We start from the raw sequence: 14,366 nt of genomic DNA, 5'->3' as shown, positions 1-14,366 counted from the left end.
GTATCACTGGTACGAGACGAACACCGGGGACGGCTCGACCGCGATGGTCTCCTTCGGCGAGAACGTAGGCTTGTCCTCGTCGTAGAAGTTCTTCCAGCCCCACCAGACCTGGTTCGGCGCTTCGGCGCGTACGTTGTCCCAGGTCGCCATCTTCTCGCTGGCCGAGCCGAAGCCGTCGGCGTGGATCACCACGGCCAGCTCGTCGAGGTTGGTGTCGATGCCCGTCCGCCCGGTGATCATGTCGGTGCGGAACTGGTGCAGCATCAGGATCTTCTGCGGGAGCCGGCGGCTGCGGGTCAGCTCGGCGAGCCAGGCCGCCGTCTTGTTGATCTCGCTGGCGCCGACCGAGCCGATCTGCACCATGTGCCGCTGTCCGGCCGCGAGTCGCCATTCCGGGTCGAGGGCGAGGCCGACGTGCGGCTGCACCAGCAGTTCCTCGTACCGCTTGGCCTGGGTGAGGAAGTCGGTCCGGCCGGGCTGCAGGTCGAGCAGCACGTAGATGCCCGCGGCGCGGGCCGCCTCCACCCAGGGGCGCAGGTGCTCGACCGTCGACTCGTTGGAGAAGTCGCCGTCGGGCCCCGGGTCGCTGGACGCCACCGTGGTGATGATCTCGAAAGCGGGCACGACCAGGCCCTTGTCGATTTCGGCATACTGCGCGGCGACCTTGCGGGCGCGCTTGACGGCGGCCTCGACGCCCTGCTCGCCGAGCGAGCCGAGACCGGAGTCGCCGGGGTGGCCGTAGAGGGCGATCAGGCGGCGGTTCGGGAACACCACCTGGCGTCCGCCCGGTAGCAGCGTGCCGGTGGCGGCCGTGGCGATCCGGTTGCGCAGCCGCTCGGCGGGCCCGAACGCGCTGCCCAGGGCCATCACGCGAGCGGTCGGCCGACCGGTGAGCGCCTTGATGACCTCGTCGTCGGCGCGCGGGTCGGGGTCCTTGAGCACCAGCACCTGCGCGCGGCTCGCCTTCGCGGTGGCCGTCGCGGCGGCGGCGTCGGCCCGGTCGAGGGTCAGCACGACGAGCTGGTCCAACGGGGCCACGGCGCCGAGGCGGGGCAGGCCGCCAACCTGGTACGGCTTGACCTCCTGGCCCTTGGCCGCGTTGTCCTTGGCCCAGCCGGTGGCGGCGTCGCCGATCGGGATCAGGGTCTCGGGCGCGAGCCGTCCCAGTTCCTCCCGCACGGCGGCCGCCGTGGTGTCGGCCGCCGCGGTGAGCAGCACCGGCACCCCGAGTTCGACGGCGACGGAACCGGCCTGCGCCAGGCTCGGCGCGTCCTGCTCGCCGACCAGTACGACGGCCGGGGCCTGGCCGAACAATGATCGGCTCGCGTGGACCGCGAGTTCCGCGCCGGTGGTGCCCGCGACGACGGTGGTCAGCTCGCTCGGCATGACCGTGCGGGACGTGGCTCGCGAGTCGGCGTTGAAGGCCGCGGTGCACCCGCCGGCCAGCAGGGTGCAGGTGAGCAGCAGGGGACGAAGCCGGGATACGTGCATGGTGCGCCTCACAGAGAACAGCAACCGCCAAAGTGGGACATTATGCCCAAACGGTAACGGTCCAGTCACTCTCTGTCCGGCAGATAGTCATTTCGGCACGCGCTCGTCGCGCCGCGGCTGGTCACGCGCGGTCTTCCCGCCGAGCCTCCAGGGCCTGCACCCGCTCCCGGATCCGCCGCACCCCCTCGCCAGTGACGACGTAACCCGCCTCGTGCACCATCGCCTGCGCGGCCCGGCGGCGGTCCGGCGTCGGCGAGGTGTCCGCCAGCACCGCCGTCGCGACGCCAGAGCCGTCCAGGCACATCACGCGCCGTGACTCGACACGGTCGGCGGGATCCGCGACCGTCGCGTCAAGCACCCACGAGGCCGCGCCGGAACCCGAGGTCCACCGCACCCGCGCCCCGAGCAGCCGTTCACCGCGCGACAGCAGCGCGGTCCACCAGGTCTGGAAGGCGTGCGTACGCCAGACCAGCAGCGGCACGTCCCGGGTGCCCGCCTCACGCCAGGCCCCGCGCCCCACCAGACCGAGCGTGGCGGAGACGGTCTGCGGCAGCGTGTCCGCCACCGGAGCGTCGTGCAGGTCGGCGAAGTGCCGCAGGTAGCGGACGCTGTGCGCGTGCGGGGGCATGCCCAGCGCCACCCGGCCGCTGCCCTCGTACCGGCCGAACTCGACGTTGGTGGTCAGGCCGGGCGTGCCGGGCATCTCGCGCGGGACCCAGAACAGGATCGCGTCGACGACCGACATCCACCGGTCCTCCCAGAGCTGGTGCGCGTAGTCGACCGGCGGATGGTGTCGGTCGCGCGGCTCCGGCACGAACACCACCAGCGCCCCGCCGCCCGACCACTGCTCCTCGATCAGCCGCAGGGCCTCCGGCCGCCAGGACGGCAGGTCGGGATCGCGGGGCATCGGGCCCGCGACGAACACCGACGCCTGCCAGCCGGCGGGCGGTTGCTCGCTCGCGTACACGACGGTGGTCCGCGGTGCCGTCACAGGCCGACGCCGACCCGCTCGCAGAAGCCCCGCAGCTCCACCCAACCGGTGCCGCGGCGCGCCCGCTCCAGCATGCCGCGCGCGGTCTCCTGCACGATCGGCGACATGCGCACCCGCTGCGGTGCGACGCGCTCGGCGATCAGGAACTGCCGGATGGCGGCCTGGTCCTGCCCGATGTTGGCCAGTGCCCGCGCCACGTCGATGTGGAACCCGGCCTGCCGGGACACGACCGGCACGTCGTTCGGGTTCACGTTCCTGGCGATCTCCACGGCACGTCCCGGGTCGGCACCGTCGGCGTCCATGTTGACCTGCCAGAACCTGATGTTCGTCGGCCCGAAGTTCAGGCCCAGCGCCGCGCTCTGCCCGGTCAGCTCGGCCAGCCGCTCGGCCTCGGCGACGGCGCTGACGGACCCGCCGACATCGCCCTGCGCGTACCGGGTGAACGCGGCCACCATCAGCAGCTGGCCGAGCATCTCCCGCGCGTCCGGCAGGCCCGCGGCCTGCTCCAGGTCGGCGACGGCCCGGTCGGCGATGCGCTGAGCGCGCGAGTACAGGCCGCAGCCGGCGGCGGCGTGCGCCTGCGTCCACGCGGACAGGCCCATGATCACGGGATCGCCGAGCGCGGCCGCGGCCTGGCGGCTCCGGTCGGCGATCATGACCGCGCCGGCCGGGTCGCCGAGGTAGCGCACCACGAACGACGCCGTCTCCTGCGCCAGCACCAGGCCGCGCAGCGCGCCCACCCGGTCCGCCCCGAACGACGCGGCGTGCAGGCCCTTCAGCAGCTCGGGCAGCACGGACGAGGCACCGGTGTAGTCGCACTTGAAGCGGAGGCTCTGCGCGAGTTCGAGCCGCTGGGTGAGCAGGTCGAGCGGCACCGGCTCGGCCAGCGGCGGGTCTTCGAGGTCGGCCTCGATGACGGCCTGCATGGTCTGCGCGACGGCGGTGCGGGTGTGCGCGTAGTCCCCCGCCACCAGCCCGGCCGCCCCGGTCAGATCGGAGAGCGAGACCTTGAGCGCCTGCGCGATGTCCGCGAGCTGGAAGCGGTTGTCGGCGCTGCGCTGCCCTTTCTCGATCCGCCCCCACTGGGTGTGCGAGATCCCGGCCAGGGCGGCCGCGTGCCGCACGGAGTAGCCGCGGATCTCACGCAGCCGCCTGATCTTGTCGCCGATCGGTTCGGGTGACGGGCGTTCGGGTGACTTCATCGCGTGTCCTACGAGGTAGGCGAGTGGCGCTGACTCCAGATTAGAGCCCGTGGTGCCAAATGGTGCCACCCACAACGGTGAACCTCAATACCGTAGGAGGGAGGGCCGGAGTACGCGCCCGCAGCGCGCACCCCGGCACGGACCCGGTGCCGCGACGCCCATGAACAGTGCTTCACCCGTCCCGGCACCGCCACCGCGAACGGAGGACGGACCATGTCGGGGCTGGACACGCTCGCCGCGGCGATCGCGGGCCTGGCCGTCGGCTTCCTCGCCGGCCTGTGGTCGGCCCGGCGGCGCAGACCCTCCCTGCCCGCCGACGAGGTGCCCCTCACCTGGTGCGGCAACTGCGGCCAGCCGACGGCCGCGCTGTGCCACGAGCACAAACGGCAGGCGGCCGGACACCCACAGCAGCAGTGATCCAAAAGTACTTTGACCAGGCCAAACGAGCCGATGCCCGGAACTACGATGGGTGGGTTCGGGTGCCGTCGACGGTCAGGCACAACCGGCGTTTCCGGCACGGAGTTCACGACGAAGGCCGTGATGGCGATGTTGAGGCGTTCTCGGGCGGTCAGCGGAACGGATCTGCGCTCTCGGAGCGGCGCACCATGGTCACCAGCCCCAGGCGCCCGCCTGGCGTGCACGGCGATGCTGGTCGTGAGCTGGTCGGCTGCGGTCGCGTCGCCGAGCACACCAGCGGCAGCCGCCCCCGTCACGCAGTCCTGCGCACCGCCCGCCGCTGGGGCCACACCGTCACCGGGGGGTTCCGTGCTGAAGCAGATCGACCAGGCGTCCCTGCAGGCCGCCGTCGACACCGCCGTCAAGCAGATGCTGGTCCCCGGCGCCGTGGTACTGGTCTGCACGCCGAAGGGTGTCAACACCGTGCTGTCCGGCACCCTCCAGCGGGGCACGCAGACGCCGCCCGCGACCAGCACGCACTACCGGATCGGCTCCAACACCAAGACCATGACCTCCGCGACGATCCTGCTCCTGGCCCAGGAGGGCAAGCTCAAGCTCAGCGACCCGATCTCGGCGTACGTCCCGGACGTGCCCAACGGGGACAAGATCACCATCGAGCAGCTGCTGAAGATGCGCAGCGGCCTGTACAACTACACGGACGCGCCGGAGTTGTCGGCGACCATGGACGCCGATCCGGCGAAGGTGTGGACGCCGCAGGAAGTGCTGGCCATCGCGTTCCGGCACCCGCCGAACGCCGCGCCGGGCACGGAGTACGAGTACAACAACACCAACTTCGTCCTGCTCGGACTGGTCGCGGAGAAGGTCGGCGGCGGCCCGCTGGGCAAGCAGTTCCAGGAGCGGCTGTACGGCCCGCTGGGGCTGGGCCAGACGTCGCTGCCCGCGCCCGAGGACAACACCATCCCGGCCCCCGGCTCGCACGGTTACCTCTACGGCGGTTCGGCCTACGCGATGACCGACGAGCCGTACCCGGCGGACATGCAGGCCGCCATGCGGGACGGGACGCTGGAGCCGATCGACTACACGAACCAGAACCCGTCCTACGCGGCCGCCGCGGGCGGAGCGATCTCCACCGCCGAGGACATCGCCACCTGGATCAAGTCACTGGCCACCGGCAAGGTCTTCGACGCGGACATGCAGCGGCAGTGGCTGGGCAGCTTCCAGGCCGAGGACCCGGCCGCCGGGGCCAGTGGGCAGCAGTACGGGTACGGCATCGCGTACCAGCAGATCGCGCCGAACGTGGGGCTGCACTTCCATGGCGGCGAGATGCCGGGCTTCAACTCGTTCATGGGCCATGACCTGGCCAACGACGTGACGATGGTGATCTGGACGAACCTGACTCTCGACCCGGCCGGCCGCACGACGGCCAACGTGCTGCTGCCGACGGTCCTCAACCAGGTGTACGCGGGCCTCAACCTGCCGACCGCGCCGCCGCCGACCCCCACACCCAGCCCGACCAGCTGAAACGCTGCCCGGATGATGGGAAGGGCACCTTCTACATCGCGGAGCGATGTAGAAGGTGCCCTTCCTTTGCTCATCAGGCGAAGGCCTTGACCTCCAGGAGGCCGAGTGAGGCCGTGCCGGTGGCGGTGAGGGAGACGCGGAGTCTCGTGGTGCTCACCGAGGTGAAGTTGATCGTGTTGTAGGCGTTCTTGGTGAGGGTGTACGTGCTCGCGCCGGGGACGTCGACGTAGGCGCTGCCGTTCCAGTACTGGAGTTTCCAGGTCGACGGCATGTCGATGCCCTGCTCGTCGTCGAAGAAGTAGACCTGGGCCTGCTTCACCGACTGCGCCGACGACCACTGGACCTCGGCCCACTGGGTGCCGGTCTCCGGCCAGGTGCCCCAGCGGTTGCCCTGGTTGGTGCCGCCGTAGTTGGAACTGGTCGGCTCGTCACCGTTGTTGATCGCCGAGCAGGCCTCCCACGAGGACGTGTAGGAGCAGACCGCGCTGCCCGACAGGGCCAGGTTGGTCGACACCGGCGGGTCCGGCGGCTGGACACCGCCCCGGTTGAAGATCTTGATCTCGGTGAGACCGGTCTTCGCGCCGGAGGCGTTGGTCGCCAGGACGCGTACCCGCTGCGCGTTGACCGCCGTGAAGGTGGCCACGTTGTAGTTGGCACGCGGCGCCGACGGGCTCTTGACCTGGCTGGGCACGGTCACCCAGGCGCTGCCGTTGTAGTACTGGATGTCGTACGCCGACGGAGCCCGATAGGTGCTGCTGGCCGGGCGGCTGTCCTTGAAGTACAGCCGGACCTCGTTGAAGGTCTGCGCCGAACCGAAGTTGACCTCGTACCAGTCCTGGCTGTTGGAGGAGCCGCCCGCGCCCCAGTAGGGCTCGTTGATCGGGAAGCCGTCCCGGGCCCCGGCCAGGTTGGCGCCCGAGCCGGTGAAGGACGCGCTGGCCGTGCCCATGGCCGCCAGGTTGGTCAGGTTGGCGGTCAGGTCGACGCCGGCCTTGGCCATGATGTCGGTCATCCGGGCCTCGCTGTGCACCACCTGGGTCGGGGCCTGCAGGCCCGAGACCGCGGTGTTGAAGGCGACGGTGCCGCTGGTGGTGACCGCGCCCGTGGCCGGGTCCCAGGTGAACGGGACGAGGCTGTTGACGGTGGCGACGCGGTTGCCGTTGATGAAGATGGAGTAGCCCTGCGGGATGCCGGTGTAGCGGACCACGCCGTCGGCCGGGTCGTCCCAGACGATCGACAGGTCGGCGTTGCGGTAGCGCAGGTTGTTGATCGCGAAGTGGGTCCAGCCGATGTTGATCGGCGAGAGCTCCACCTTGTTGTCGTTACGCGGCCGCAGGCCCGCCACGTCCTCGATCACGGTCCAGTTGGACGAGCCGAGGATGTTGTGGTGGATCCAGGAGCGGTACTGGATCGAGCTGCCGTTCCAGTCGGCCCAGAACTCGTTGGCGTCCGGGTACTGGGTGTTGCCGCTGGGGTACTGCGCCCAGGCGTTCCAGTACAGCAGCTTCTTGTAGTCCTGCGCGGTCATCCACGAGTTCGGGTAGTTGCGCAGCACCGAGGAGTAGAGCCGGAACTGCACCGTGGAGTTGATGGTGGAGAAGTTGTTCGAGCCGGGCTGGCCCTGCGCGGCCGCGGCCGCCTTGTCCACCTGGTTGGCCGTGTAGAACGGGAAGATCGGGTACTGCTGCGGGCTGTCGTACAGGCGCAGCGCCTGCTTGTAGGTGTCGGTGTTCGGGATCGCGCCGACCGCGAACGGGTAGTAGTTGTTGATCTCCTTCCAGGGGTTGAAGGTCCCGTCCGGGTACCGGTGCTCGAACAGCTGCCGGCTGGAGTTCCACAGCACACTGGTGATGGCGTTCTGGATCCGCGTGGCCAGCGTGCGCATCTCGGCGGCCTTGGTCGTGTTGCCGATCGCGTCGTACGCCTGCGCCGCCGCCAGCGCCCCCGAGTACTGGTAGGCCGACTCCGCGCGGTCCATCCGGCCCGAGCGGTAGTGGAACGACACCGCGTCGGCGTCGTTGCCGGTCAGCGCACCCCAGTCGTACTCGATGAGCCCGTTGTTGTTGGTGTCGTAGAAGGCGAGCTGGCCCTTGACGTCACCCTCGGTGTACTTGGCGATGTTGCCCGCGATCGCCGGCTGGCCGCCGTAGATCTGGTAGGCCTTCCACGCCGCCTCGCCGATGTACTGGGTGTAGCTGTTGGACCAGTTCTCCGGGTCGCCCGGGTTGTCCAGGAAGCGCCCGCCCTTGGAGACCTGCCCGGTCGACAGCACGTTGCCGAACGCGTAGATCGGGTTGCGCAGGTACTTCAGGTCGTCGATGTGCATCGGCTGGGTCAGCACGATCGCGTTGTTGTAGCCCAGCACGCCCTCGGTCGACGTCGGGAACTGGAACGTCTGCCCCGGGATGTCGGCGTCGAGGTTGTTGAAGCGCATCAGCCACCAGCGGTAGTAGATGTTCTTCTTGATCGCCGGCTCGGCGACGTCGATGTAGGGCAGGTTCTGCGCCCACCACAGGTTGTACGCCCGCACGTGGGTCGCGAACGCGGTCGCGTTGCTGTAGCCCGCATACGCGTTGTACTCGCTCAGCGACGCCGGGATCTCGTTGGCGACGAAGCCCATGACGACCTTCGCGGTCACGGTCGCGCCCGCCGCGATGGTCACCGAGCGGTTGAGCCCGCCGCTGGAGACGGTGAACCCGTCACCGGTCAGCCGCGGGTACAGCGTGGTGAGGTTGTTGTACGCGTTGACCTGGCCGGTCAGCTCGCTGCCGCTGCCCGAGGTCGCGAACGGCGAGGTGGCCCGCAGCTGCAGCGTGGTGGAGCTGCTGCCGCCGTTGGTGATCGACAGGTTCGTCACCGCGACGTTGTTGTCGGTGATGAACTTCGTCTGGTTGATCGTGATCGTGCCGCTGGTGTGCACGCTCTTCCAGTGGCTGGGCGCCTGCCAGCGCGAGCCCACCTGCTCGGTGAACGTGCCGGGGGTGACCGCGACGGTGTACGCGTTGCCGTTGTTGATGCTCTCCCAGTAGGCGGCCTGCCCGGCGAAGCCGAGCGTGCCCGGGGTGTGCGTCTTCATGTACAGCGCCCGGCCGCGGGTCATCAGCCAGGTGCCGGCCGGGTCGTTGCCGGGCCGGGCCAGCAGCCGGTCCATCCAGAAGTCGGTGCCGCCCGACTCCGCGTTGTAGCTGGCCTGCATCATGTTGCCGCTGGTGTAGCTCACCGGCGGGGCCGGGATCGTCGGGCCGCTGAACGTGGGGAAGCCGATGGTCTGCGCCGCCATCGCCGGGTTGCTCGCCTGTACGGCGACCACTCCGGCGGCCAGAACTGCGGACAGGCCGAGTGCCAGGCTTCTGCGCCGGTGGCGCGAAAGCAGTGGCATGTTGTTCACCTCCACTTGGGGGACGGTTGGGGGGAACGCGGTGAGTGTTCGGCGGTGAGAGGTCTGGTGACCCGGCCGCGCCCGCCGGGTAGGCGGGGCGGGCACGGCCGGGGGCTATCGGGCTGCTCAGCCCTTCAGCGCGCCGGAGGTGAACCCCCGGACGTAGCTGCGCTGCATGAAGGCGAACAGCAGGAGGCAGGGCACGGCCATGAAGACCACCCCGGCCTCCAGTGCGGCGTAGTCGATGGAGCCGTGGCTGGCGGTGCGCATGTTGACCACGGCCAGGGTGGTCGTGAACCGGTCGGTCGAGTTCAGCAGGATCAGCGGGGCGAAGAACTCGCTCCACGAGGTCAGGAACGCGAACAGGCCGACGGTGACCAGGCCGGGCTTCACCGCGGGCAGCATGATCCGGATCAGCGTGGAGACGCTGTTACAGCCGTCGACCTGGGCCGACTCCTCCAGCTCGCGGGGCACGGCTTCGAACGAGTTGCGCATCATGAAGATCGAGAACGGCAGCTGGAACATGATCAGCACCAGGCTCAGGCCGATCAGGCTGTCCTGCAGGCCGATCCAGCCGAGCAGGACGTAGAGCGCGATGAGGATGGTCGCGTACGGCACCATCAGGATCGCCAGGGTGAGCAGGAACAGCAGGTCCCGGCCGGGGAAGCGGAACCGGCCGAAGGCATACCCGCCGAGGGTGGCGACCAGCAGCGTGCCCGCCACGGTGAGCGCGCTGACCGTGACACTGTTGACGATGTGGTGCACCCGGATGCCGTTGTCCGAGGTGAACAGGCGGTCGTAGTTCTCCAGCCCGAAGCCGGTGCCGGTGCGCAGCGACGCCCAGCCGCTCCACAGCAGGGGCGACAGGAACAGGATCGCCAGCGCCGTGCCGGTGACGTAGTAGCCCCACCGGCTCGTCAGGGAAGACCTGGTCATTGGTGCCTCTCCTAGGAGCGCCGGCGCAGCACGCCGAGCTGGATGACGTTGAAGACGACGAGAACGGCCAGCAGCGCGACCGAGATGGCGGCGGCGGAGCCGAGGTCGAGGCGGATGAACGCCTCCCGGTAGATCACCATCACCAGGGACGTGGTGCTGTTGTCCGGGCCGCCGCGGGTGAGGATCCAGAACTGGTCGAAGGCCAGCAGCGAACCGGTGATCATCATGGTGAGCACCAGCGCGATCGTCGGCCGCATCAGCGGGATGGTGACCCGGCGGAAGGTCTGCCGGCGGCTCGCGCCGTCGATGCGGGCCGCCTCGTACACCTCCAGCGGAATCGCCTGCAGGCCGGTGAGCAGGATCAGCATGTTGAACCCGGCGAAGCGCCACAGCACCAGCACCATCGCCGAACCCAGCGCGGACTCCGAGCTGCCGCTGGTCCAGGAGACGTAGCCGTCGATCACGCCGAGCTTGCGCAGCAGGTCGCTGATCGGGCCGATCTCGTCCGACAGCAGGCCCAGGAACAGCAGCGACGCGCTGGCGAAGCCGACGGCCATGGGCAGCAGGAACGCCGTGCGGAAGAAGCCGACCCCGCGCCGGCGCTGCTGCACCAGCAGGGCCAGCCCGAACGCGACGGCGAACAGCCCCACCGTCATCAGCACCGTGTACTTGACGGTGAACCAGACCGCCGAGGAGACCAGCTCGTTGTCGGCGATGCGGGTGTAGTTGTCGGGCGCGTTCATCGCCGGCGCGCCGAGCAGCGGCCACTTGTGCAGCGACATCCAGCCGACCAGCAGCAGCGGCACCAGGAAGAACAGGCCGACCATGACCGCGGTGGGCATCGCGTAGAGCGCCCCGAGCACTGCGCGGCTGCGGGCGGCGCTGCGCCGGAACCGCTGCGGCGGCGGGGGCGCCTCCGGGGCGGGCAGCGGGCGCGCCGGTCCGCTGCGGGGCGGGGTGAGCGTGGACATCGCGTCTCCGGGTCGGTCGAGGTGGCTTGTCGCCACGCGTGCGCGGCAGGCCGTTCGGTCGAGGTGGCCCGGCCGCCGCGTGAGGGGTGGCGGCCGGGCCGGGCGAGTCAGCCTTGCTGGAGGGACTTGGTGATCGCGGCGTTGCCGTCGGTCAGGGACTTGGCGGCATCACCGAACAGCGCTCCGCGGACCGTCTGCAGCCAGGGGCTCTGCGGGTCGTTGAAGGAGGCGTTGAAGTTCTTCGCGTACGGCGTCTTGCCCTTGGCGACCAGGCTGTTGATGAGCACGATGCGCGGGTCGGCCGAGGAGTACTTGTTCGACGCCAGGTCGGTGCGGATCGGCACGCCCTTGTTCTTGGCGATGACCTCGACCTGCGCCTCGTCGGACATGGTCCAGAGCAGGAAGTCCCACGCCTGGGCGGCCTTGGTGCTGGTGGCGCCGACGCCGATCGCGTCACCGCCGATGAAGGTGGAGTCGCCGCCGTCGGGCCCGCTGATCGGCGCGACGCCCATCTTCACGCCCTTCTCCTCGATGAGGCCCAGCCACACCGACGGCCCGGGGGCGATGCCGATCTTGCCACTCTGCAGCGCGCCGAGCCAGGTCGGACCGGCCTCGTCCTTGGACGCCGGAGCCGCCACGCCCTCGTCGTACAGCGCCCGGTAGAGCGCGAAGACGTCGGCCATCTCCTTGGAGTCGACCTTGGCGTTCTCGCCCTTGGCGTCGAGCACGTCGCCACCCGCGCCCCAGACCGAGGGCCAGAAGGTGAACTCGACACAGCCGCCGCAGTTGCCGCCGAAGTAGGTGCCGTTCACGTCGCCGCCCAGCTTGTCGATCTTGCGGGCGTGCTCGGCGAACTCCTTCAGCGACGTCGGGCCCTTCTCCGGGTCCAGGCCGACCTTGGTGTAGAGGTCCTTGTTGTACAGCATCACCGACATGTCCACGGTGTGCGGGACGGCGTAGTTCTTGCCCTCCCAGGTGCCGGCGTTGAGGTGTCCGGGCGACACCTTGTCCCTCAGGCCGCTGGCCGCCAGGCGCTCGGTCAGGTCGGTCCACAGGCCCTGCGAGGCGTACTGCGCTGCGAACACCACGTCCGCGCCGAACAGGTCGGGCAGCGCCTTCGCGCCGGCCGCGCTGGCCAGCTTCGCCGGGTACTCCTCGTTCGGGTACGAGGTGACGGTCACCTTGTTCTTGTGCGTGGCGTTGTACGCGTCGGCGTACGCCTTGGACACCGACTCGGTGGCCGCACGGGTCCACAGCGTGAGCTGCGCACCGTCGTCGACACCGGCGGTGCCCGACGCGCCGGGAGCCTTCGGGTCATCGCCGCCGCACGCGGCGACAGCGGTCACCAGCAGGGCCGCCGCCGTGACGGCGAGCGCCCGAAGTCCTTTAGATCTCACAATCTCTCCTTCCATCGGTATGTAGTGGAGCGAGGTGCGGTGGTGCGTTCGCGGTGAATCAGGTGGTAGGCAGCCAGACCCGCATGGTGGAGGGTCCGCTGCGCGCCCAGCGGTGATACGGGACCAGGGGCACGTCCAAGGTGGTGCGCTGCCCGACGGGTCCCGCGTCGGCGTACGGCCACGGCCGTTCGGGCAGCTCCTCGGCCACCCCGCGGACCGTCACCCCGCCGTCGGCGGCCGGATCGGTGCCCGCGTCGACCCGCAGGCTGTCCAGGTCCAGCTCGCCGCCGACGGATTCGACGCACAGCACGACCGGCCCCTGCTCCACCGCCACGCAGCCTCTGACCGCGTCGATGCGCGGGTCGGGGCGGGTGAACCGGGGCCGCATCGGCAGCGCCAGCACGATCCGGTCGCCGACGGCGAAGTCGCGCCGCAGCACGACCCGGTCACCGGTGGCCGACTGGGGTTCCCCGTTGAGCGTGACCGTCGCGCCTGCCGCCCACGCGGGCAGCCGCAGCGCCAGCGTCCACGGGCCGGGCTCGGCCGCGGTCACCTCGAAACCGACCGTGCCGTCGTCGGGGTAGCCGGTCCGCATCCGCAGCCCGACCCGCCGCCCGTCGGCCAGCGTCGTGTCGATGTCGGCGTCGGCGTACTGGTGCACGCGCAGCCCGTCGTCGTCGACCGACGCCACGTACGTGGACAGGCTGGCCAGCATCCGGGCCGTGTTGGCCAGGCAGCAGGACACCTCGAACCACGGCGCGCGCGGGCCGCCGCCGAAACCGAGCTGCTCCACGTCGCCGGGCAGCACCGCGGTCAGCGACCGCTGGTGCAGCGTGTGCGCGTAGAAGAAGGAGCGGCCGTCGTCGCCGATCGCGGTGGCCACGACGTTGTACAGGATGCGCTCGATCACGTCGGCGTAGCGCTCGCGGCCGGTGGCCAGCATCAGCCGCCAGGCCACCATGATCGCCGCGATGCCGGCGCAGGTCTCCGAGTAGGCCCGGTCGGCAGGCAGCACGAAGTCGTCGCTGAACGCCTCGTCCAGGTGCCGCGAGCCCATGCCGCCGGTCAGGTAGGTGCGCCGGGCCAGGGTCCGGTCGAACTGCGCCGCGACCGTCTCCAGCAGCTCGTCGTCGCCGGTCTCCACGGCCAGGTCGACCACGCCCGCGGCCAGGTAGAGGGCCCGCACGGCGTGCCCGCGCAGCACCTTCGCCTCGCGCACCGGGATGTCGTCGCTGAAGTAGCTCCAGCCGAACTCGTGCCGCGGCAGCGTACGCCGGCCGCGCCGGGCCACGAACAGCGCCGCCTGGTCCAGGTAGCGCTGCTCCCCCGTCGCCCGGAACAGTTCGACCAGTCCCGGCTCGATCTCCGGGTGCCCGCAGACCGCGTCGCGCCCGGCCGGGCCGAACTCCTCGCACACGTGGTCGGCGACCCGCCGGGCCACGTTCAGCAGCGCGTCGTCGCCGCTGGTCCGGGCCCGCGCCACCGACGCCTGCAGCAGGTGCCCGGCGCAGTACAGCTCGTGCCCCCAGGCCAGGTCGCCGTAGCGGGCCTGCTGGCCGGGCCGGCCGAACGCGGTGTGCAGGTAGCCGCCGGCAGCCTGCGCACCGGCGATCATCGTGGTCAGCTCGGCGATCTCGGTGTCGCGGGCCGGGTCGGCCTGCCGGCCGGTCTCCCACGACATCGCCTCGATCAGCTTGTACACCTCGGAGTCGGAGAACTCGCGACCGCGCCGCTCGGCGCTGCCCCGGCCCACTTCAGCGGTGAAGTTGCCGGTCCAGCCGAGCTTGTCCATCCATTCGCGACCGTGGTCGAGCGTCGCCCGCCCGTTGGTCGCCTGCCGCTGCGCCCAGAAGCCCCCCGTGATCCGAACCTCGCTCAGGCCCAGCGGTCGCAGGACTCCTCGCGACGGCACCACGGGCCGACCTCCGGTGAGGTCGGCGGTTCGCGCCGCCACCGTCATCTCCGCCTCCAACAGACTCTCGTGACCGCGGTCACTTCGACGTTGGAGCAACGATGGACGCCGAAAACCTTTTCGGCAAGATGGCCGTCGTGTCACATCTC

General features: G+C 70.3%; 10 protein-coding genes. 2 read left to right on the top strand and 8 right to left on the bottom strand.

All coding sequences use genetic code 11. The features are described 5' to 3' along the window. Nucleotides 1-3: 3 nt before the first annotated feature. The 3 genes from ACFQO7_RS06395 to ACFQO7_RS06385 form a co-directional block, all read right to left on the bottom strand. Complete coding sequence (locus tag ACFQO7_RS06395) at nt 4-1,491, bottom strand: apurinic/apyrimidinic endonuclease family protein (protein WP_376805536.1); 1,488 nt, start codon at nt 1,489-1,491, stop codon at nt 4-6. 121 nt (nt 1,492-1,612) lie between these two features. Further along, the gene (locus tag ACFQO7_RS06390) at nt 1,613-2,482 is read right to left on the bottom strand and encodes a hypothetical protein (protein WP_376805535.1); all 870 of its coding nucleotides are present in this window, start codon (nt 2,480-2,482) and stop codon (nt 1,613-1,615) included. Continuing rightward, nucleotides 2,479-3,684, bottom strand: a complete 1,206-nt coding sequence (locus ACFQO7_RS06385) for a helix-turn-helix domain-containing protein (protein ID WP_376805534.1) — start codon at nt 3,682-3,684, stop codon at nt 2,479-2,481. Before ACFQO7_RS06385 ends, ACFQO7_RS06390 begins: the two co-directional genes overlap by 4 nt. A gap of 213 nt (nt 3,685-3,897) precedes the next feature. On the opposite strand from ACFQO7_RS06385, the gene ACFQO7_RS06380 reads away from it, so the two are divergent. Together ACFQO7_RS06380 and ACFQO7_RS06375 are read left to right on the top strand one after the other, a co-directional pair. Beyond that, a complete protein-coding gene (locus ACFQO7_RS06380) occupies nt 3,898-4,101 on the top strand; it encodes a hypothetical protein (protein ID WP_376805533.1) in 204 nt (67 codons plus the stop codon). Between the two features lie 348 nt (nt 4,102-4,449). Further along, complete coding sequence (locus ACFQO7_RS06375) at nt 4,450-5,622, top strand: serine hydrolase domain-containing protein (protein WP_376805532.1); 1,173 nt, start codon at nt 4,450-4,452, stop codon at nt 5,620-5,622. A gap of 73 nt (nt 5,623-5,695) precedes the next feature. Here ACFQO7_RS06375 and ACFQO7_RS06370 read toward each other — a convergent pair whose 3' ends face one another. The 5 genes from ACFQO7_RS06370 to ACFQO7_RS06350 all read right to left on the bottom strand — a co-directional run bounded on the left by ACFQO7_RS06370 (nt 5,696) and on the right by ACFQO7_RS06350 (nt 14,259). Next, entirely contained in the window at nt 5,696-9,001 is a 3,306-nt protein-coding gene (locus ACFQO7_RS06370; RefSeq protein WP_376805531.1) for a discoidin domain-containing protein, read from the bottom strand. 126 nt (nt 9,002-9,127) lie between these two features. Further along, nucleotides 9,128-9,937, bottom strand: a complete 810-nt coding sequence (locus tag ACFQO7_RS06365; RefSeq protein WP_376805530.1) for a carbohydrate ABC transporter permease — start codon at nt 9,935-9,937, stop codon at nt 9,128-9,130. An 11-nt stretch (nt 9,938-9,948) separates the two neighbouring features. Next, the gene (locus ACFQO7_RS06360) at nt 9,949-10,908 is read right to left on the bottom strand and encodes a carbohydrate ABC transporter permease (protein ID WP_376805529.1); all 960 of its coding nucleotides are present in this window, start codon (nt 10,906-10,908) and stop codon (nt 9,949-9,951) included. 107 nt (nt 10,909-11,015) lie between these two features. After that, nucleotides 11,016-12,305, bottom strand: coding sequence for an ABC transporter substrate-binding protein (locus ACFQO7_RS06355; RefSeq protein ID WP_376805528.1), 1,290 nt, complete (start codon nt 12,303-12,305; stop codon nt 11,016-11,018). 58 nt (nt 12,306-12,363) lie between these two features. Next, nucleotides 12,364-14,259 carry a glycoside hydrolase family 127 protein gene (locus ACFQO7_RS06350; RefSeq protein WP_376805527.1) on the bottom strand — a complete coding sequence of 632 codons (1,896 nt, stop codon included), beginning with the start codon at nt 14,257-14,259 and terminating at the stop codon, nt 12,364-12,366. Nucleotides 14,260-14,366 lie beyond the last annotated feature (107 nt).

It is taken from the genome of Catellatospora aurea (genome assembly GCF_042663325.1).
In the GTDB taxonomy this organism is placed as follows: domain Bacteria; phylum Actinomycetota; class Actinomycetes; order Mycobacteriales; family Micromonosporaceae; genus Catellatospora; species Catellatospora aurea.
Note: the sequence above shows the minus strand (reverse complement) of the source record. Positions and strands in the feature narration are given on the sequence as shown.

Bases quoted from the DNA above. Each gene is read 5' to 3' on its own strand.
- ACFQO7_RS06395 (WP_376805536.1), bottom strand. From the start codon at position 1,491: ATGCACGTATCCCGGCTTCGTCCCCTGCTGCTCACCTGCACCCTGCTG.
- ACFQO7_RS06385 (WP_376805534.1), bottom strand. From the start codon at position 3,684: ATGAAGTCACCCGAACGCCCGTCACCCGAACCGATCGGCGACAAGATC.
- ACFQO7_RS06380 (WP_376805533.1), top strand. From the start codon at position 3,898: ATGTCGGGGCTGGACACGCTCGCCGCGGCGATCGCGGGCCTGGCCGTC.
- ACFQO7_RS06370 (WP_376805531.1), bottom strand. From the start codon at position 9,001: ATGCCACTGCTTTCGCGCCACCGGCGCAGAAGCCTGGCACTCGGCCTG.
- ACFQO7_RS06365 (WP_376805530.1), bottom strand. From the start codon at position 9,937: ATGACCAGGTCTTCCCTGACGAGCCGGTGGGGCTACTACGTCACCGGC.
- ACFQO7_RS06360 (WP_376805529.1), bottom strand. From the start codon at position 10,908: ATGTCCACGCTCACCCCGCCCCGCAGCGGACCGGCGCGCCCGCTGCCC.